The sequence below is a fragment of the Lysinibacillus zambalensis genome, assembly GCF_040183165.1.
Lineage (GTDB): Bacteria > Bacillota > Bacilli > Bacillales_A > Planococcaceae > Lysinibacillus > Lysinibacillus zambalensis.
Map to the genome: position 1 here is coordinate 91,982 of NZ_JBEGDG010000006.1, position 17,914 is coordinate 109,895.

Below are 17,914 nucleotides of genomic sequence, written 5' to 3' on the forward strand. Positions count from 1 at the left end.
ATTATATGTTCTTTTAGTATAGTAGAAAGGAGTCTAAAATGCATCCACAGCACCATACTTTATTTATCGACTACTGTTCTTTTTTCAATGGTAATCACGATTTTTTTGAATGCCATGAAGTCCTTGAGGAATACTGGAAAGATATTGCTCCAGGTGATAAAAAGCATCCACTCGTTGGTTACGTACAGCTTGCAACCGGTTTATATCATTGGCGACGTAACAATTATATTGGCGCTGCGCGAATATTAGAAAAATCACTCAAAAATTTCCAATATAATAAGGGACATTTATTTTTTGATGAAATCGACTACGAAATACTACTAACTCAACTAGCAGATGCACTTTCTGCTACCCAGAAGGGCAAGTCCTTTCAAGCATTTCAGCTTCCTCTTTCACCTACATTGGAGGAATTAGTATTTGCTCGCATGAAGCTTTTACCATCAACTAGCTCTAACTATCTTCTTCATAAACATATGCTTCGAGATCGCTCACATATTCTTGCAGAGCGTCAAGAAAGCAAACAAAGAAAAAGCAGACGTCAATGATCGTCTGCTTCTCCATCGATACAATTTATACATTTGTGAACAATATTACGTGTTTCCTCTGTTGCAAGCACACTTTCATAGTGACCAAGTTCTGCCACTTCCTGTAGCATTTCCTTCGCAACACCTTCACCTCTATATGAAGGGACAACGGAAACATGTTGAATCGTAGCTATATTATCACTATTTGTTACAAGTCCAACAATGCCAACATACTCGTCGTTCTTTTTCCATAAATATAAAACCCAATTATTATCATTTTCATAGGAGTGGATTGTCTCTTTGAGCTTTTTTATGTCTTTTTCGTTAGGCATAAACGAGAGTAGCCCCATTGCTATTTTCTCGAAAGCTTTCTTATATCGAATTAACATATTTGTCTATTCCCTCATTTTCTAGCTGTACATAATCTTTGACTATCCTACACGATTTGTACTTTTACCGCAAGTCCATTTCTGTCTTACGAACCAGGTCCGAGAATACCTTTAGACGCCAACACCCAATAGACAACGCCCCACAACAAAATAAAAGTTGAAATGGACGCTAGTAATACCCATTTGTTTTTTCTCATATTTACTCACCCTTTTTTAACGTTAGCGGGAGATCGTTCTGTACAATATCTTCATAACTTTCGCGTCGAATTGCTAATTGATGTTTGCCATCTTCTACAAATACAACTGCTGGTCGTGGCACACGATTGTAGTTACTCGCCATAGAATATCCATACGCACCAGTACAGAAGATTGCTAGCACATCACCAGAAGCAGCTTCTTGAAGCTTAGCATCAATAATTAATTTATCACCTGATTCACAAAGTTTACCAGCCACTGTATATGTTTCACTTTTCGATTCATCTGCTTTACTCGCAATGATCGCTTCGTACTTCGCATCATATAAAGCAGGACGGATATTATCACTCATACCACCATCGACAGCAATATATTTACGAACATTAGGTACTGTTTTTTGTGAACCAATTGTATAAAGAGATGTTCCTGCATCCCCTACAAGTGATCGCCCTGGTTCAATCCAAATTTCAGGCATCGTTAGACCAAGTACAGTAGCTTTAGTCTTTACAACTGTAATCATATCCTCTACATATACTTGTGGCTCAAGCGGTGCATCTTCCTCAGTATAACGAATTCCGAAGCCCCCACCTAAGTTTAACACAGTACACGTAAAATCGTGAGACTTGTTCCAATCCGAAATTTTATCAATTAGTTTTTCTCCTGCTAAGCCAAAGCCCGCTGTGTCAAAAATTTGAGAGCCAATATGGCAGTGTAATCCTAGAAGCTCTAGATATTCATGTTTAAAAGTTTGTTGGAAAGCTTCATCTGCTTGACCATTATTTAAGTCGAAGCCAAATTTTGAATCCGCTTGACCTGTCGTAATGAAATCATGTGTATGTGCCTCCACACCTGGTGTGACACGTAGTAAAATACGCATTTTTTGCTGACGGCGCTCTGAGATTGCTTGTAAAAGTTGAATTTCATAGAAGTTATCCACGACAATACAACCAATTTTTGAGTCAAATGCTAATTCTAGTTCAGCAATGCTTTTATTATTACCGTGGAAATGAATGCGCTCCGGAGGGAATCCAGCTTTTAAAGCTGTAAATAATTCTCCACCAGAGACAACATCTAAAGATAAATTTTCTTCTGCCGCTAATTGGTACACAGCTACACATGCAAATGCTTTTGAAGCATAAGCTACTTCTGCTTTTACACCTAGTTTTTTAAACGTATCTATAAAGCCGCGAGCACGCTTACGAATAAGTGCTGTATCATACACAAATAAAGGTGTACCATACTCTTTTGCAAGCTCTAATGTATCTACCTGTCCAATCGTTAAATGACCATCTTCAGAAATCGCTTGTGTTCCATATAAATGCATGTGCATCTCTCCCTTTTCACATCGTTCCATCATGTGATACATTGCACCTCATTTTAGAAAGATTTCGGGCAATTTAGCCTACAATCCTTATTTAGAGGGATATTGCTTCATTCAACAAGTTGCCACATGTGTTTTACCACGTGGTGAAGCTTTTGATGAATGAAGACAATTTTCGCAAAAATCACAAAATACTATATGTGAACTTTATCACATGAAAAAAACGAGTGCAACGGCTTCTATGATCTTTTTCGCTGTTGGGAGTCGACAACATATGGCCTCAATGCATCAGCTGTCATCGGGAAACGAACAAGTACGCGAAGCATCGCATTTGGGAAGAACGGAATAAGTGGCCATAAATATGGCGCTTGCATCGGACGTAATGAACATAAATACGTAAATATTATGAAGATCCCGATAAATAACCCATTAACTCCCCAAATTCCAGTCATTATTAACAACACTAGTCTAAAGAGTTTAATGGAAATACCTAGCTCATAAGATGGAATAATAAATGTCAGAATAGCTGAAACGGCTGTATATAACACTACCTCTGGCGTAAATACCCCAACATCAATAGCGATTTGACCAATAATTACACCTGCAACCAACCCCATCGCAGTGGATAATGGTGATGGGGTATGAATGGCGGCCATCCTCAAAAACTCTATCCCAATATCACCAATAAGTACTTGTAGCAAAAGCGGGATATGTGATTTTTCCTTAGCACCTAAAAAGGATAGCCCATCTGGTAAAAATACCCCGTGCGTTGCACATAAATACCATAATGGCAATAATAATAAACCCATAATCGCTCCGAAATAGCGCATAAAACGGACAAAGGTTCCAACTGTTGGCGCTTGTCTATACTCCTCAGCATGCTGCAACAAATGAAAAGCAGTTGCAGGTACAAGAATGACAGAAGGAGACGTATCGACAATAATGGCTATATGGCCTTCAAGTAAATGTGCTGCGGTAATATCTGGTCGTTCCGTATAACGTACAAAAGGAACTGGATGGAACTTCTGTTTAAACAGCCATTCTTCTAATGATTTATCAGTCATAGTCAAACCATCATGATGAATTTGTGCAATGCGCCGTCGCAATTTATCGAGCGCTTCATCATTCGCAATACCTTTTATAAACGCTAGAGCGACATCGGTTTGACCAATTTCGGATATTTTATGTAGCTCGAAACGTAAATTACTATTGCGAATTCGTCGACGAATCAAAGCAGTATTTTGAGAAATACCTTCAACAAAACCGTCCCTAGATCCTCGAATTACCTTTTCATTGTCAGGCTCCTCTGGGGAACGTCCTGGATAACTTCGTATCTCTGCAACAAAACCGTAACCACTTTTAGTTATAAAGACTACTTGTCCACTTAATATCGCTAATAAAATGGCTTCACGCTTTGTTTCCTCTGAACGACCTTGGTAATTGAAATAGGCTTCAAAATACTCCTTTTCATCCTCAATATCAACGTCCTCATCAGGCAACATATTAGTGAGTAATTGCGTTAACACAACTCCATCCACAAGTCCGGTTACATATGCACAAAGAACCGGCAAATCTTTGACAAACAGATGCTTTATACTAATGTCAAATGATTCGCCGTCTCCAAACTGTTCTTTAAGAAAATCTTCGGCTTCTTCTAAGCTGTTAAATAGTTTATCTTTATCTGTCATGCTGTCACCATTTTCTTAAATGTCTTTTTTTACTTCTTCCTCTTCAACTGTGGCACTTGTGGCCATCCAAGTTTTCAATTGAGCAAGAATTTTTTTCTCTAATCGTGATACCTGAACTTGTGATATGCCTAGCCTGTTGGCAATTTCAGTTTGGGTACAATCTGAGAAATATCGTAAATAAATAATGGATTGCTCTCTAGGCTCAAGCCTTGTGAGCACCTCTTTTAGTGGAATATAGTCAAATGGCTGCTCAGATTTTTCGTCCTTCATCTGATCCATTAATGTAATAGAATCCCCTTCACTCTCATACAATTGTTCATGCAAGGAAGCTGGATCTCTCAATGCATCTGAAGCTGTTACAATTTCCTCAGTTGTAACACCAAGAACTTGCGCTAATTCATGAATGGTTGGTGGATGCTCATTATTTTTAATGAATTCATCAGTTGCATGACGAATTTTAAAATTAAGCTCACGAATAGAACGGCTAACCTTCACCATTCCATCATCCCTTAGAAAGCGCTGAATTTCTCCGATGATCATTGGTACAGCATATGTCGAAAATTTAACATCATACGTTAGATCAAATTTATCCACAGACTTCATAAGCCCGATGCAGCCAATTTGAAACAAATCCTCGAGCTCCACGCCCCTGCTTGTAAAGCGTTGGACAATAGACCACACAAGCCTCGTATTCCCTTCAATCATTCGTTTACGAGCCTCATGATCGCCCTGTTGTGCACGCGCAATTAAATCTCGCATTTCTCCCTGTGACAATAGCTTATCGGACGACTGTTCTAGCGGCTTCACAATCGCAGCCTCACATTACCGGTGTGCGAACCGAGTAAAATTTCTTCGTAAATGTGACAGTTGTACCTTCTTGCCACTTGGACATGACTGTCAACTGATCTGAAAAACTATCCATAATAGTAAAGCCCATACCCGAACGTTCCATCTCACTTTTCGTCGTAAACAACGGCTCCATTGCCCGACTTACATCCTCTATACCTAACCCTTTATCCATAACAGACACCGTTACAATATCATCCTCACGCTTTGCATGAACTGTAACAACACCCTTACCATCCTCTTCATAACCGTGAATAATGGCATTAGAAACGGCCTCTGAAACAACCGTTTTAAATTCGGATAGCTCATCAATAGTTGGATCTAATTGTGCGATAAAGCCGGTCACAGCTACACGCGCCAAGGCTTCATTTTCACTAATTGCTAAAAAAGTTAATGTCATTTCGTTATCCATTTACAATCCCCCTAACTCGATCAATCGCTTCTTCTTCTGTTGCTTCCATCATCCACGGCCCTAAACCTGAAAATTGAAATACTTTTCGCATTGTCGGCGATGGATTCAATAATATTGTCCGCCCAGCGACTGCCTCTAACTCACGCATCCGACCAAGCACTAAACCTACACCTGAACTATCCATAAAAGAAAGCCCCTCTAAATTCCAAATAATAGTCGTTACAGTACCTTGAAAAATTGCTGTAGAAATTTTAGCTCGAATTTGCTCTACTGCATGATGATCGAGCTCCCCAAATAAACGTATAACCACTGTCTCTCTTGTTACCATTTCTAACTGAAAATGCATGAACATCGCCTCCTCCTCGTGCAATTCCACATTTAATGTGGTGATTCCTTGCGGCTGACAGAACTAGTGCAAAGTCTTCCGAAATAGTGGCAAATCGACATACTTATAGCTTTTTAGGTTAATTGCAGTATGGGATAAATCAACATTTTTTAAACATAGCTGACACTTTTCACAAGAATTATTATTATGTTAGAGGTGTGAGGTGTGAATAGAGATTTAGTGGTAGGCGGGGGCGGAGAGGAGCAGGTCGGGGGAGCGGAGGTTTTGTATGTCGAAGCGTGGTGACCGGGGGTGGCCGCCGGGGCGGGCGGGGTGGCGGGTCTGTCTGTCGGAGAGGGTTGGGTGGTTCTTCGGTGGCTTTGGCGGTTCTATCCACGACTTTGACCGTTCTATCCACGCTTTGGCGGTTCTATCCACGCTTTGGCGGTTCTATCCACGTTTTGGCGGTTCTATCCACGACTTCGGCTTTTCTTCCGTCGCTTCAGCTTTTCTTTCCGTCGCTTCAGCTTTTCTTTCCGTCGCTTCGGCCCTACTTTCCGTCGCTTCAGCTTTTCTTTCCGTCGCTTCGGCCCTACTTTCCGTCGCTTCAGCCCTTCTTCCCGCCGCTCTAACTCTACGTTCCGCCGCTCAACCCTTCGCTTTTCAGAACAAAAAAGCGAGAATCCCCTTTTATTAAAGAGAATTCTCGCTTTCATATTTATTTATGCAATTGTATAAGCTTTCTGTACTTTTTCGATTGTTTCCTCATCAATTTGACCATTTGAATATAAATAAGCAATCGTTTCGCCAGTACGAACTTTGTCACCTTTTTTGGCAACCAATTGAATACCGGCATCATAATCAAGCTCTGATTCCTTCGTTAATCGACCTGCACCAAGACCAACGCTAGCTTCTCCGATTAATAGTGCGTTAATCGTCCCTACAGTACCTTCAGCAGATGCGTTAACAGCTACTTTATTTGCTGTGTCTTTTTGTAGGATATCTGCTAAATCGCCGCCCTGTGCTACGATAAATTCCTCGAATTTTGCAGCGGCTGAACCATCTTCTAATACGCGTTTAACAGCCGCTGTTGCTTCGGCCTCATTCACTCCAGCTGCAACTTGGTACATCAGCGAAGAGATAATAATACATTCATCTAGAAGATCTTCGTGCGTTTCGTCCATACGTCCATTTAATAAAGCAACTGCTTCTACTACTTCAAGCTTATTGCCAATCATTTTACCTAGTGGATTATCCATATCACTAATATGCGCGACTACTTTACGTCCTAGCTTTTCACCGATTGCAGTCATCGTATCAGCTAAAACTTGTGCTTCTTCTTCTGTTTTCATAAATGCACCTGAGCCACATTTAACATCTAGTACAATGCCGTCTGCACCACTTGCTATTTTCTTACTCATGATAGACGCGGCAATAAGTGGCGTTGAATCGACAGTTCCTGTCACATCTCGCAACGCATACAATTTTTTGTCAGCTGGTACAAGGTTGCCTGTTTGACCAGCAACTGCAATTTTATGTTTATTGACATTATCGATAAACTCTTGTGATGAAAGCTCTGTTTTAAAGCCACGAATCGATTCTAATTTATCGATTGTCCCACCTGTAATGCCTAGACCCTTACCACTGAATTTTGCCACAGGAATATCAAGTGCAGCAATGATTGGAGTAACAATTAGTGTTACTTTATCGCCTACACCGCCAGTTGAATGCTTATCAATTTTAAAACCTTCAATAGATGATAAATCAATAACATCTCCAGATTCTATCATTGCTTTTGTTAAATAAAATGTTTCATCATATGTCATGCCCAATAAACGGATTGCCATTAATAGGGAACTTGCTTGATAATCAGGAATTGCACCAGTAGTGTAACCCTCTACAAAATACTGTATTTCAGCCTGTGATAGCTCTTTGCCTTGCTTTTTCTTTTCAAACAGCTGTGCCATATTCATATCTATTATCCCCCTTACTTCAGATCATTTAAGAAGCTTTTACCAAACTTTGGTGCTTCTACTTTGAAGTTTTCTGCAACTGTCGCTGCGATATCTGCAAAAGTTTCACGAAGTGCTAGCTCACTACCACCATTAAAGCGTGGTGAATAAACAATTAACGGTACATATTCACGTGTATGGTCTGTCCCTGGGAATGTTGGGTCATTTCCGTGGTCCGCTGTAATGATTAGTAGATCATCTCCTGTCATTACCTCAGTAATCTCTGGTAAACGCGCATCAAATTCTTGTAATGCGTTACCATAGCCTATAGGGTCACGACGATGCCCAAAATTCGCATCAAAGTCTACTAAGTTCAAGAAGCTTATACCATGGAAATCACGACGTACTACCTCTGCAAATTTATCCATTCCATCTGTATTATTTTTCGTACGGACTGCATCAGTAACGCCTTCACCGTTGAAAATATCAGAAATTTTCCCAATTGCGATAACGTCTAAACCTGCATCCTGTAAGACATTCATCGTTGTACGACCAAATGGTTTTAACGCATAGTCATGACGATTAGATGTACGCGCGAAGTTTCCAGGTGTACCGATAAATGGACGAGCAATTACACGACCAACTAAATATTCTGGTTGTAATGTTAGCTCACGAGCAATTTCACAAATTTTATATAATTCCTCTAATGGAATAATTTCCTCATGTGCAGCAATTTGCAAAACAGGGTCAGCAGATGTATAGACAATAATCGCTCCTGTCTCCATATGTTCCTTGCCAAAGTCCTCGATTACTTGTGTTCCGCTTGCAGGTTGATTGCAAAGAACTTTGCGGCCAGTACGTTTTTCAAGCTCTGCAATAAGCTCAGCTGGGAACCCTTCCGGATATACCTTAAACGGTTTATCGATATTTAACCCCATGATTTCCCAGTGCCCTGTCATCGTATCTTTACCAACAGATGCTTCTTGCATTTTTCCGTAGAACGCTTTTGGTTTGTCAGTAGCTTTTATACCTTGTAATGGTTCAATATTTGCTAAGCCGAAAGACTCCATATGTGGCATTGTAAGCCCATTCATTTTTTCAGCGATATGTCCAAGAGTATGTGAACCTACATCTCCAAAATTCGCTGCGTCTGGAGCTTCACCAATCCCAACTGAGTCCAATACAACTACATGGATTTTCTTAAATGGTTTATTCATAATTTTGCCTCCTACTCTCATGTCTCTATTTTACCAAAAAAGCTCGAAAAATAAAGGTCAGACCTCCTACTAATTTTAAGCACGTGGATGAAATTGCTTATAAACCTCTGATAGTCGGGATTTACTAATATGTGTATAAATTTGCGTTGTGGAAATATCCGCATGTCCAAGCATCTCCTGTACTGCACGTAAATCCGCACCGTTCTCCACTAAATGCGTTGCGAAGGAATGGCGTAATGTATGTGGTGTTAGTTCATGTTGGATGCCTGCTTTTAAAGCATGCTCCTTCATTAATTTCCAACAACCTTGCCTTGTTAAACGTTTTCCTCTTTGATTAATAAAAAAAGCATCCGTTTTTAGGTACTTTCCTTGTAATTGACTCCGTGCGCCATCTAAATAAGTACTTAATGCTGAAAGCGCGCTTTTTCCAAGGGGAATGATTCGCTCCTTGCCTCCCTTACCAAAAACACGCACAAAGCCCATCGTTAGGTGAATATCAGTTAAATCCAATGCAATTAGTTCACTAATGCGCATCCCTGACCCATATAATAGTTCTAGCATTGCCACATCCCGAATGCCCTGTGGCTTGCTGCGATTTGGTGACGCTAATATAGCTTCAATCTCTTCAATCGAGAGGACATTTGGTAGCTTTTGCTCAATGATTGGCATTTCTAAATGAACTGTTGGATCTGTTTCAGCTCGCTTTTCTCGAAGTAAAAATTGGTGAAAACTACGAATGGAGGAGATATGGCGGGCAACAGTACGACTTGTCTTTCCTTGCATTCGCAACTGCTCTAAATGACGCAAAATGGTCGTCCTTTCCACTTTACGAAAGTCGGACATCCCTTCCGTTTCCCGCAAAAAATTCACGTAATTTTCTAAGTCTCGGCGATAGGATGCTAATGTATTATCAGATAATTGTCGCTCTACTTGGATAAAATGGATATAATCCTCTATTGCATATTGAAATTCATTCATCATAGCGCCCCCTTAACATTCTACTATCTTCCATATTAACATGTTCAATAAACCAAATGCTTGCTCCACAAAAAAAACCTCCCTTCACGCATCGTGTAAGAGAGGTAGTTCATTTATTTTTTTAATTGATACTGTCGCAAATAACCACCTGCGGCAAAACTTGCAGAAGAGACGATCAAAACAAGTAAAGCTGTCAAAATGATTTCAAATGAAAATGAAAACTGGATGTAACCATCGGAAGCTGCTGTTAAATCGAGCTGGATATTCACAAAATAAATAATCATTAACTGTAACGCTGTAAACAAACCTGCAAAAATCAAACATTCTTTCCAATTCATACGATGGACAATATATAATATATAGCCAGCTGCACTTATCAATACGATCGTGATTAGTACTAAAATAAATGATGGCAATAACGAATATTTTTCCCCTTCAAATAAACTATTATATAAATAAGACTGATATACTTCAGATTTTTCATTATCAAAAAGGCTGTAAGTAATGTTCTCTGAAAAACCATCTAGTGATGCATTCATGTGAAGCTTTGAAAAGAACGTACATATCCAATTCCAAGTCCCCATATAAATACTGCTAAAAATTGAAACAGTTTCTGATTCTAAAACCTTTTTATCCAAACTAAAATAAATGTTCGAGAAATTAACAAGCAACCCAATTAATGTAATGGCTACTGAAAACATAGCATACTGCACATATTTTACTTGATAGCTTAATTTTTCAATAATAGATTTATTAAAGTAAGTTAAAATTGCTGCAAACCCAAATATTACAATTGATAAAATAGTCGCCGAGAGAATCATATCCAAAACAGAATAATTCATTGACGCGTCAATCATAAATAGCCCTTTAGTTTCTACTTGACCAAGCTTTGTACTGAACTTTGATATGAAAGAAATAACTAACATCACAATAACATAGACAATTGTTGAATAAAGAATGCCTTGATACAAAGGCCAATTATTTTTCCGTGCAAGAATACCGTAAATTACACCACCTATTACTAAAGCAATGAAAGGAATGAACATTAGCCCAAATAACACATTGTCCATAGATATATGCAAAGAATTATTAGTAAAACCTGCGTCTAAAACAACATTCCATTCTGCTTTAACATTATGAACTACTGTCACTAAGCTTGGAAGTGAAAGTATTTTAGGTATATTTAGTCTGACACCAAACTCTTTATATATATTATCCTCTAACTCTGAAGGGTCACTCATAATTGCTTTAACGATCGCTGATTCTTCATGATCTAAATCAGCCGTTACTACATCTAGTAAGCTATTTTTTGCAATGAAAGTAAACATAAATATTAACAAAATGGACACAACAATAGGAACAAAAAATAATGGATTATTTTTAAAGAAATTCACTTTTTCCTTTGAAGCATTCTTTAATTCTTGACCTTTTATATTCCCCATGTTTGGTACATTCACATTTTTTAACGTTTCGCTTATTACTTTATTGAATGTCGTTTTTTGCTCAACTCTTTTAATAGTTATCTCACCACATTGACTACAAAACGAGCCTGATTCTTCGTTTTTTGTGCCACAAGATAAGCAAAAATCATTCGTTGCATATGTATGTTTAAATGGCTCTTTCTCAATAACTCCATTTGTCTTAGGGCAATATGTAAAATAATTAGGATGTTGCTCGTGACAATGCCTACAAGTCATTATAGTGCCCCCTGTTTCATACCACAGCATGGACAAAATAAAGCGGATTCATGTATTTCTTCAGAACAGCTTTGGCATGATTTATACACAGTATTTGGATCAATATAAGTAGGATTCAATGTACCACAATTCCCGCAGAATTTTGCATTCCCGCCAAGTTGTTGCATGCATTTTGAACATTGTTGTGATGCCGCGTTTATATTTGTTATCTGCTTACCATATCGGTAGATTAAGCGATCCTGCGACGCAATTCCTAAAGAAATCTCTGACAATTCATCATGATTGAGTTTTTGATTTAATAATTGTAAATGAACCAATTCTCCTAATTTAACAATCAGTTCCATTCGCTTATCTTTCGCCAATTTCAAGCCATTTTTTAAATCCTTTAACTCCATTGTACTTATATCTTTCATATCAATCATATATACACTTCCTTCACTATTTCTGTTGTTGCCATCCCTAATAGTATCCATTTTTTATTATTTTTTCAATAAGTTATTCTTTATTCTTCCATTTTACATGGTATATTTATATTATATTTACAAAAAAGGAGTTTTATAATGCGCGAATGTCAGAGTTGTGGAAAACAAGTAATATCGAACGAGAAATTTTGTTTAGAATGCGGTACTAAACTCTCACCTACTCGTTCTGAGGAATCAGAAATTATAGCAAACGTCCCAAAACAACAAACCTATTTCTCAGAAACATCCCACAAAAAAGAACCTATGAGCACAACAAAAAAGGTTATCATTAGTAGTATTTTTGCTATACTAGCATTGCTAATCGGTGGGCATTTTATTATTAAAAGCCAGATAGACCCTAAAAAACAGCTAGCTGATCTGAACAATTATTTTTCTGATGAAAATTATGAAAAATTCGCCCAATCATTCCGATTTCCTGAAGATACAATCATTGATAATAAAGCATTTTATAATTATATGAAGGATCAAAATTGGACAAAAAATATTAATCCTGTGTTAGAGGAAAATTTGAATGAATATATGGAAAAAGGATATACCGAACCTGTAACAAATAAGGATGATTCGAAACTAATTACGATAAAAGAAAACAATTTCTTAATATTCTACAAAAAATATACATTTGATATTCAACCAATTGAATTAAGTGTACATACTATTAGTCCTGTTAAACTTGACACAAAATTTAAATTAGGAGAATTGGTTTCTACTGATTTATCTGATGAAACAGAAAAAATCGGTAAGTTCGCCCCTGGAATTTACAATTATAATTTAGCGTTAAAAGATGAATATTTTCAAAATGAAATTAAAGATCAGCTAATAATTTCTAATAATGAAGATAACAAAAAGATGCTTTCAATAGATCTTGCAGATTATCAGGTACATCTTACATCTGATATTGAAGATGCAATTGTATTTATCAACGGAAAAAGTACGGGAAAAAAAGCACAAGATGTTAAGCTTTTCACTGCAAAACTAGATGATTCTGTTAAAGTACATGCTGTTAAAAAAGGTCAAGATGGTCAAGAAGAGAAATCCGAAATAATAACATTAAATAATCCGCAACATCATCTTCAATTTGGCTCTATACAGACTAAACAAAGAGCTGAAGCAGAAAAAAAAGCAAACCAACAAGCATTGCAAACTTTCCTTTCTGAATATGAAGACGTGGCTCGCTCCCTCTTCTATGATTTTCGTAATAACTACAAGTACGCTTTAGATAATGCTGATTTTAGTTATGTTCAGGATTATTTTTTAGAGGGTACACAAATACGAAGAGATTACAGTAAATTCGTAACGGATCATATCACATTTGATTACTATTCCTATGATTTCAAGTCTAATATGATTGACAAGGTATATGCTACGGATCCATCCACAATCATTCTTGATTCGACGGAAATTTTTGATTTTTACCTAACAGAAGATGGTACTTGGTCATACCAGCGCGAAAAACGTTACACAATGAAACTATCAAATAATAGATTACTGATTACAGACATCCAAGACCGTTCAAAAGTTATTAAAACTAAAATTTCAGATTAAAAAAACGTCCCAAAAAGTCATAAAACTTTTTGGGACGTCTTTTTTTACTTTTCTTCTGATACTTCGTCGTTTTTATCATGACAGCGCCAGCAAATGCCGTGGAAAGTTAATCGGTGGTCCTTTATAATAAAATTCCAACGTCTTTCAACAACGGCTTCCACGTCTTCAAGTAAATCTTCCTGAATTTCATCAACCGCACCACATTCGATACAAACAAGATGATGGTGGAAATGCGCAGCTCCCTCTTGGCGTAAATCATAGCGCGAAACGCCATCGCCAAAGTTGATTTTGTCGACAATTTTGAGCTCAGTTAGTAATTCTAACGTTCTATAGACAGTCGCTAGACCAATTTCTGGTGCTTTTTCTTTTACTAAAAGGTAAACATCTTCTGCACTTAGGTGGTCTTCCTCGTGCTCAAGCAGTACAGCAACTGTTGCTTCTCGCTGCGGCGTCAGCTTATAACTAGCACTATGCAACTGTTTTTTTATACGATCTATTCGGCTCTCCATGTGACGCCCCCCTAAACTCTTCCCATTATACCAAAGTAATAAATCCTATTACAAGGTAGTGAGTAGATTTCGAATTTGCTTTTGTATGTTTTTACCTGACGAGCAATTATGCCTCGGCATAATTGCGTCCGGAGGCTTTGGGCCAACGTGATGTTGGTCACTCAGTCGTCGCACAGGTCGTGGCGTTCTTAGACTGAGTTCCTCTAGCAGGTTTTAGGACACCCGCTGAAAGAAGTTAAATTCCCGTGAATTGTATCTATTATTTAATTACATAAGAAATAACAATAAACTCAGCCACTATTATGATGAAAAATGCGAAAAAATTCAACAAAATTGTCCGACCATGTATCATTTTTCCGATTTTTCTTTTTGACCAAGCTGGTACAAGTAAATTACATAGGACTAGCAACAATATACAATAGATGAGCTGAAATGGAAACCACCAAATCGTATAAACCCAGAAAGCTTCAAGTTTTTGTAATAAAAAAACCGAGCTAAAGCCAAAAAAGGTTGCACGTATCGCCACTGTAACACGTACTAAAACCTTCAGGAGACTATGTGTTGCAAGCAATAGTATAAGAGCGATTGAAACAGCAACAGGTAACACTAAACGAAATAGAGAATGCCTGTCCCCATTTATTAAACGAGGCTCTATAAATGAAATAAAAGGCTCCGCATTCGGCCCACCAATAATATGAAATAATATAACGCCACAAACGAAACTCACCGCAATAATAGATGCGTGATAAAATATAGACACCGTACGAGACATAAACATGCTCCTTTTCTATCAAGGTTTGTACAGCTTATGCTCGTCCGCTTCTATTATGCAAAAGATTATTATCTTATTGTGCTGCAAGCCAAAGTACTGCAAACGCTGTTTTAGCGTCGTATATACGCTCATCTGCAACCATTTGTCCCGCCTCTTCCAACGAAACTTCTACTAATTCGACAAATTCATCCTCATCTAGATCTGCTTTGTTTTCAATTTTGTATAAATCTTTTGCTACAAATAGATGGATGATCTCATTTGCGAAGCCCGGAGATGTTGCAAACGCTTGTAAATACGTTAAGCTTTGTGCACCGTAACCTGTTTCTTCCTCCAGTTCACGTCGCGCCGTCACAATCGGCTCCTCACCAGGTTCAAGCTTACCAGCTGGAATTTCAACAATTGAACGTTCTAAAGCTTTGCGATATTGCTCCACTAATACTAACTTTCCTTCATCGGTAATAGCAATAACTGCCACTGCACCAGGATGCTTTATAATTTCTCTTTTTGCAACATTACCATTCGGTAAAGTGACATCGTCAACTTGTAGTTTCACAATTTTCCCGTCATAAATGGGTGTAGTCTTTGTCGTTTTTTCTTCAAACTTTTTCATTGACTATAACCTCGCTTGTTCTTCAGATATGTTCATTGTACCATTACAAGTAGAGAAATCGAAGGAGGGCATTGGTATGAAAAAAAGACAGCTTGGCTCAAGTGACTTGTTTATTTCAGAGATTAGTTTAGGGGGCATGTCTCTTTCGACAGATAAGATAAAGGCTTCTAAAATCGTCGATATGGCATTAGATGCAGGCATTAATTACATCGATACAGCCGATTTATATGATTTTGGGGCAAATGAAGAAATGATCGGCGCTATTTTAGGAAAGCGCCGTCAAGATGTTATAGTCGCGTCGAAAGTGGGTAATCGATGGACAGAAGGTGTAGAAGGTTGGCATTGGGATGCATCTCCGTCTTATATAAAGGAGGCTTTACATGCTAGCTTAAAACGTATAGGTACTGATTATATTGATGTTTACCAATTACACGGCGGTACAATAGAGGACGATTGGGATGGAATTATCGACACTTTTGAAAATTTGAAAAAGGATGGATTAATTCGAGAATATGGTATTTCCTCTATTCGCCCAAATGTACTAAAGCGTTTTTTACCAGCAAGCTCTGCAAAAAGTGTCATGATGCAATATAGTGCTTTAGATCGTCGTCCAGAGGAATGGCTCGACTTTATCGCAAATGAAGGGGCTTCCGTTGTAACGCGTGGGACTGTTGCAAAGGGTTTACTAACGAATAGTTGGAAAGAACGTTTACAGCGTGTCAATGGCTTTAACACTTACACAGCGGACGAATTAACAGCAACATTAACAGGTTTAGCTTCACATTATGACGATTTACATGCACTAGCAATCGCCTTTAATCTAAAGGAATCTACTATCGCCTCAACAGTAATCGGTGCAAGCTCACAAGAACAGCTGGCGCAAACACTAGTTGCCTATGAAAAAATTGATTCGATAATAGATTTTAAAGCTATCAAAGAGCTAACGAAAGCCGAACAATATATGGATCACCGATGAAAAAATGGCTTATCTTAATCGTATTTTTAGTAGTACTTGCGATTTCCTCCAGTATGACCTATGAGCAACAGTCTATTATTCCTGAGTTGGAGCATATATTAGTAAATAAGCCGTTTGAAAAGCAATTATCTGTTTTAAAAATACCATATTGGGATACAGTTGTTTCCGTTGAAGAGCGTGGTTACTTTAAGTTTGTAGAATTTTTAATTCGGAAATTCACGCATTTTGCTGGATTCGGCTGCATCGCACTTGGCATTTACTTTGTATGGGGAAAACGTCGGTTCGCCGCAGGAGTCGCTATTGCCGGGACAGCTATTATTGCAATTCTTGATGAGCTACGTCAAAGCTTCACTCCCGGACGCACGATGAGCGGACAGGATGTTATTTTGGATACTGCTGGAGCAATTGTATTTGTTGGGATTGTAGTGCTGGTGAGGAAGATTTTTAAAAGACAAAGGGCGCGTTAAAAGCACCCTTTGTCTTTTAGTATGATGTTATACGAATTTCCAGAAATATAATTCTTCAGATTCTGAATATAACGTTGCACCTGCTTTTTGTAATACTCTATGGGAGGCAATATTATTTTTATCAGTGTCAGCAATCACATACTTAACATTAGATTGACTAAGTAACCAATCTTTCATCAGCCTAACAGTTTCCGTCATGTATCCCTTTCCCTGATACTGTGGAAATGTTAATATCCGATTACGACTTCACCTTGCTCATTCGGTAGACCTTTTAACATAATGCCACCAACGATACAGTTTTTTTCTTTCGATACGATTACCCAATTCGTGTACCAAATATAATTTTCTTGATCTTCTAATACTTTTGATAGTCTAAACATCAAAGCTTGCCTTAGTTCTTCATCAAGAAAAACTTCATTACTACTCACTGACAGTTCTATTTCCAATGTCTTTTCTTCATTAATTAGTAATTCTAAACACTTTGCGTTTAATGGGATTAGTCTTAATCTTTTCGTGCTTATTTCAATCATTTTTTCTCTCCTATCTTAGATTTATCTAAAACTATTAAGAGATATATGTATTGGCAGCGTCTCCCGTTTTTTATTTTTTAAATAAATTTTGATCTAATCACCATAGAGTGGGCTTGATTTCCGTTCCGGCTGGGCGCTTTTATTCAGCCTCCACTACAATCAACATATTACACGGCAATTTGCTTATAAAACGAAATATCCAACTTTTAGTCAGTAAAGCAATAATAGAGAAATTATAATTTATCTATTAAGAAGTAATAAATTCTCCTAATCGAGATCGTACAATAAAATTGAAAACGATTCCGATTTTGCTTAAATCGCATTCATTTCACTACCTACACTTTTAGTCAAAAGGCATTGGTAGCTGACTTTCACTTTCACTACGAAACACATGTTGAAGTAAACCTTACGAAAGTGTTTGATTGTCGAAGTTGTTACAACAGCATATAAGTAAGAAGAGGGAGCAATTTAAAATGAAACAA

The 17,914-nt window shown here is 37.9% G+C and carries 21 protein-coding genes; 5 read left to right on the top strand and 16 right to left on the bottom strand.

Going from position 1 to position 17,914, the window contains the following annotated elements; translation table 11 throughout:
• Window positions 1-38: 38 nt before the first annotated feature.
• Entirely contained in the window at window positions 39-545 is a 507-nt protein-coding gene (locus tag ABNX05_RS10075) for a DUF309 domain-containing protein (protein ID WP_349659605.1), read from the top strand.
• On the opposite strand, the gene ABNX05_RS10080 is transcribed toward ABNX05_RS10075, so the two are convergent.
• The 6 genes from ABNX05_RS10080 to spoIIAA all read right to left on the bottom strand — a co-directional run bounded on the left by ABNX05_RS10080 (window position 539) and on the right by spoIIAA (window position 5,721).
• Window positions 539-913 carry a GNAT family N-acetyltransferase gene (locus tag ABNX05_RS10080; protein WP_349659606.1) on the bottom strand — a complete coding sequence of 125 codons (375 nt, stop codon included), beginning with the start codon at window positions 911-913 and terminating at the stop codon, window positions 539-541. The genes ABNX05_RS10075 and ABNX05_RS10080 overlap by 7 nt on opposite strands.
• Before the next feature lie 199 nt (window positions 914-1,112).
• Window positions 1,113-2,432, bottom strand: a complete 1,320-nt coding sequence (gene lysA, locus ABNX05_RS10085; protein ID WP_349659607.1) for a diaminopimelate decarboxylase — start codon at window positions 2,430-2,432, stop codon at window positions 1,113-1,115.
• Window positions 2,433-2,668: 236 nt separating this feature from the next.
• Window positions 2,669-4,117: a spore germination protein gene (locus ABNX05_RS10090; protein ID WP_349659608.1), complete on the bottom strand. Its 1,449-nt coding sequence runs from the start codon at window positions 4,115-4,117 to the stop codon at window positions 2,669-2,671.
• Window positions 4,118-4,132: 15 nt separating this feature from the next.
• Window positions 4,133-4,876 (bottom strand): RNA polymerase sporulation sigma factor SigF, encoded by a 744-nt coding sequence (sigF, locus tag ABNX05_RS10095; RefSeq protein ID WP_206700774.1) that lies wholly within the window; start codon window positions 4,874-4,876, stop codon window positions 4,133-4,135.
• 58 nt (window positions 4,877-4,934) lie between these two features.
• Window positions 4,935-5,375 carry an anti-sigma F factor gene (gene spoIIAB, locus ABNX05_RS10100; RefSeq protein WP_349659609.1) on the bottom strand — a complete coding sequence of 147 codons (441 nt, stop codon included), beginning with the start codon at window positions 5,373-5,375 and terminating at the stop codon, window positions 4,935-4,937.
• A complete protein-coding gene (gene spoIIAA, locus ABNX05_RS10105; RefSeq protein ID WP_079560712.1) occupies window positions 5,368-5,721 on the bottom strand; it encodes an anti-sigma F factor antagonist in 354 nt (117 codons plus the stop codon). Before spoIIAA ends, spoIIAB begins: the two co-directional genes overlap by 8 nt.
• A gap of 268 nt (window positions 5,722-5,989) precedes the next feature.
• On the opposite strand from spoIIAA, the gene ABNX05_RS10110 reads away from it, so the two are divergent.
• Window positions 5,990-6,397, top strand: coding sequence for a hypothetical protein (locus tag ABNX05_RS10110; protein ID WP_349659610.1), 408 nt, complete (start codon window positions 5,990-5,992; stop codon window positions 6,395-6,397).
• Between the two features lie 25 nt (window positions 6,398-6,422).
• On the opposite strand, the gene ABNX05_RS10115 is transcribed toward ABNX05_RS10110, so the two are convergent.
• The 5 genes from ABNX05_RS10115 to ABNX05_RS10135 all read right to left on the bottom strand — a co-directional run bounded on the left by ABNX05_RS10115 (window position 6,423) and on the right by ABNX05_RS10135 (window position 11,966).
• Entirely contained in the window at window positions 6,423-7,673 is a 1,251-nt protein-coding gene (locus tag ABNX05_RS10115) for a thymidine phosphorylase (RefSeq protein WP_349659611.1), read from the bottom strand.
• A gap of 14 nt (window positions 7,674-7,687) precedes the next feature.
• Window positions 7,688-8,869, bottom strand: coding sequence for a phosphopentomutase (gene deoB / locus ABNX05_RS10120; protein ID WP_349659612.1), 1,182 nt, complete (start codon window positions 8,867-8,869; stop codon window positions 7,688-7,690).
• A 75-nt stretch (window positions 8,870-8,944) separates the two neighbouring features.
• A complete protein-coding gene (gene xerD / locus ABNX05_RS10125; RefSeq protein WP_349659720.1) occupies window positions 8,945-9,847 on the bottom strand; it encodes a site-specific tyrosine recombinase XerD in 903 nt (300 codons plus the stop codon).
• A 113-nt stretch (window positions 9,848-9,960) separates the two neighbouring features.
• Window positions 9,961-11,544, bottom strand: a complete 1,584-nt coding sequence (locus ABNX05_RS10130) for a zinc ribbon domain-containing protein (protein ID WP_349659613.1) — start codon at window positions 11,542-11,544, stop codon at window positions 9,961-9,963.
• A complete protein-coding gene (locus ABNX05_RS10135) occupies window positions 11,544-11,966 on the bottom strand; it encodes a zinc ribbon domain-containing protein (protein WP_349659614.1) in 423 nt (140 codons plus the stop codon). Before ABNX05_RS10135 ends, ABNX05_RS10130 begins: the two co-directional genes overlap by 1 nt.
• Window positions 11,967-12,104: 138 nt before the next feature.
• On the opposite strand from ABNX05_RS10135, the gene ABNX05_RS10140 reads away from it, so the two are divergent.
• Window positions 12,105-13,568, top strand: coding sequence for a TcaA 3rd/4th domain-containing protein (locus ABNX05_RS10140; protein ID WP_349659615.1), 1,464 nt, complete (start codon window positions 12,105-12,107; stop codon window positions 13,566-13,568).
• Between the two features lie 44 nt (window positions 13,569-13,612).
• Here ABNX05_RS10140 and fur read toward each other — a convergent pair whose 3' ends face one another.
• From fur to ABNX05_RS10155, 3 genes are all read right to left on the bottom strand, one after another.
• Window positions 13,613-14,077 carry a ferric iron uptake transcriptional regulator gene (gene fur, locus ABNX05_RS10145; protein WP_079560689.1) on the bottom strand — a complete coding sequence of 155 codons (465 nt, stop codon included), beginning with the start codon at window positions 14,075-14,077 and terminating at the stop codon, window positions 13,613-13,615.
• Window positions 14,078-14,336: 259 nt separating this feature from the next.
• Window positions 14,337-14,849, bottom strand: a complete 513-nt coding sequence (locus ABNX05_RS10150) for a hypothetical protein (protein ID WP_079560687.1) — start codon at window positions 14,847-14,849, stop codon at window positions 14,337-14,339.
• 73 nt (window positions 14,850-14,922) lie between these two features.
• Complete coding sequence (locus ABNX05_RS10155) at window positions 14,923-15,459, bottom strand: NUDIX domain-containing protein (RefSeq protein WP_349659616.1); 537 nt, start codon at window positions 15,457-15,459, stop codon at window positions 14,923-14,925.
• Between the two features lie 76 nt (window positions 15,460-15,535).
• Here ABNX05_RS10155 and ABNX05_RS10160 point away from each other — a divergent pair, with 76 nt between their 5' ends.
• Both ABNX05_RS10160 and ABNX05_RS10165 read left to right on the top strand, forming a co-directional pair.
• Window positions 15,536-16,435: an aldo/keto reductase gene (locus ABNX05_RS10160; protein ID WP_349659617.1), complete on the top strand. Its 900-nt coding sequence runs from the start codon at window positions 15,536-15,538 to the stop codon at window positions 16,433-16,435.
• Window positions 16,432-16,902: a VanZ family protein gene (locus tag ABNX05_RS10165; RefSeq protein ID WP_349659618.1), complete on the top strand. Its 471-nt coding sequence runs from the start codon at window positions 16,432-16,434 to the stop codon at window positions 16,900-16,902. The genes ABNX05_RS10160 and ABNX05_RS10165 overlap by 4 nt, the downstream gene beginning before the upstream one ends.
• Before the next feature lie 27 nt (window positions 16,903-16,929).
• Here the strand turns inward: ABNX05_RS10165 and ABNX05_RS10170 are convergent, their stop codons facing one another.
• Together ABNX05_RS10170 and ABNX05_RS10175 are read right to left on the bottom strand one after the other, a co-directional pair.
• On the bottom strand, window positions 16,930-17,100 hold the full coding sequence (locus tag ABNX05_RS10170; RefSeq protein ID WP_349659619.1) for a GNAT family N-acetyltransferase: 171 nt from the start codon (window positions 17,098-17,100) through the stop codon (window positions 16,930-16,932).
• Window positions 17,101-17,129: 29 nt separating this feature from the next.
• Window positions 17,130-17,432: a GNAT family N-acetyltransferase gene (locus ABNX05_RS10175; RefSeq protein ID WP_349659620.1), complete on the bottom strand. Its 303-nt coding sequence runs from the start codon at window positions 17,430-17,432 to the stop codon at window positions 17,130-17,132.
• Window positions 17,433-17,914: the final 482 nt, after the last annotated feature.

Bases quoted from the DNA above. Each gene is read 5' to 3' on its own strand.
- ABNX05_RS10075 (WP_349659605.1), top strand. From the start codon at position 39: ATGCATCCACAGCACCATACTTTATTTATCGACTACTGTTCTTTTTTC.
- ABNX05_RS10080 (WP_349659606.1), bottom strand. From the start codon at position 913: ATGTTAATTCGATATAAGAAAGCTTTCGAGAAAATAGCAATGGGGCTA.
- lysA (WP_349659607.1), bottom strand. From the start codon at position 2,432: ATGCATTTATATGGAACACAAGCGATTTCTGAAGATGGTCATTTAACG.
- ABNX05_RS10090 (WP_349659608.1), bottom strand. From the start codon at position 4,117: ATGACAGATAAAGATAAACTATTTAACAGCTTAGAAGAAGCCGAAGAT.
- sigF (WP_206700774.1), bottom strand. From the start codon at position 4,876: ATGCGAGATTTAATTGCGCGTGCACAACAGGGCGATCATGAGGCTCGT.
- spoIIAB (WP_349659609.1), bottom strand. From the start codon at position 5,375: ATGGATAACGAAATGACATTAACTTTTTTAGCAATTAGTGAAAATGAA.
- spoIIAA (WP_079560712.1), bottom strand. From the start codon at position 5,721: ATGCATTTTCAGTTAGAAATGGTAACAAGAGAGACAGTGGTTATACGT.
- ABNX05_RS10110 (WP_349659610.1), top strand. From the start codon at position 5,990: ATGTCGAAGCGTGGTGACCGGGGGTGGCCGCCGGGGCGGGCGGGGTGG.
- ABNX05_RS10115 (WP_349659611.1), bottom strand. From the start codon at position 7,673: ATGAATATGGCACAGCTGTTTGAAAAGAAAAAGCAAGGCAAAGAGCTA.
- deoB (WP_349659612.1), bottom strand. From the start codon at position 8,869: ATGAATAAACCATTTAAGAAAATCCATGTAGTTGTATTGGACTCAGTT.
- xerD (WP_349659720.1), bottom strand. From the start codon at position 9,847: ATGAATGAATTTCAATATGCAATAGAGGATTATATCCATTTTATCCAA.
- ABNX05_RS10130 (WP_349659613.1), bottom strand. From the start codon at position 11,544: ATGACTTGTAGGCATTGTCACGAGCAACATCCTAATTATTTTACATAT.
- ABNX05_RS10135 (WP_349659614.1), bottom strand. From the start codon at position 11,966: ATGATTGATATGAAAGATATAAGTACAATGGAGTTAAAGGATTTAAAA.
- ABNX05_RS10140 (WP_349659615.1), top strand. From the start codon at position 12,105: ATGCGCGAATGTCAGAGTTGTGGAAAACAAGTAATATCGAACGAGAAA.
- fur (WP_079560689.1), bottom strand. From the start codon at position 14,077: ATGGAGAGCCGAATAGATCGTATAAAAAAACAGTTGCATAGTGCTAGT.
- ABNX05_RS10150 (WP_079560687.1), bottom strand. From the start codon at position 14,849: ATGTCTCGTACGGTGTCTATATTTTATCACGCATCTATTATTGCGGTG.
- ABNX05_RS10155 (WP_349659616.1), bottom strand. From the start codon at position 15,459: ATGAAAAAGTTTGAAGAAAAAACGACAAAGACTACACCCATTTATGAC.
- ABNX05_RS10160 (WP_349659617.1), top strand. From the start codon at position 15,536: ATGAAAAAAAGACAGCTTGGCTCAAGTGACTTGTTTATTTCAGAGATT.
- ABNX05_RS10165 (WP_349659618.1), top strand. From the start codon at position 16,432: ATGAAAAAATGGCTTATCTTAATCGTATTTTTAGTAGTACTTGCGATT.
- ABNX05_RS10170 (WP_349659619.1), bottom strand. From the start codon at position 17,100: ATGACGGAAACTGTTAGGCTGATGAAAGATTGGTTACTTAGTCAATCT.
- ABNX05_RS10175 (WP_349659620.1), bottom strand. From the start codon at position 17,432: ATGATTGAAATAAGCACGAAAAGATTAAGACTAATCCCATTAAACGCA.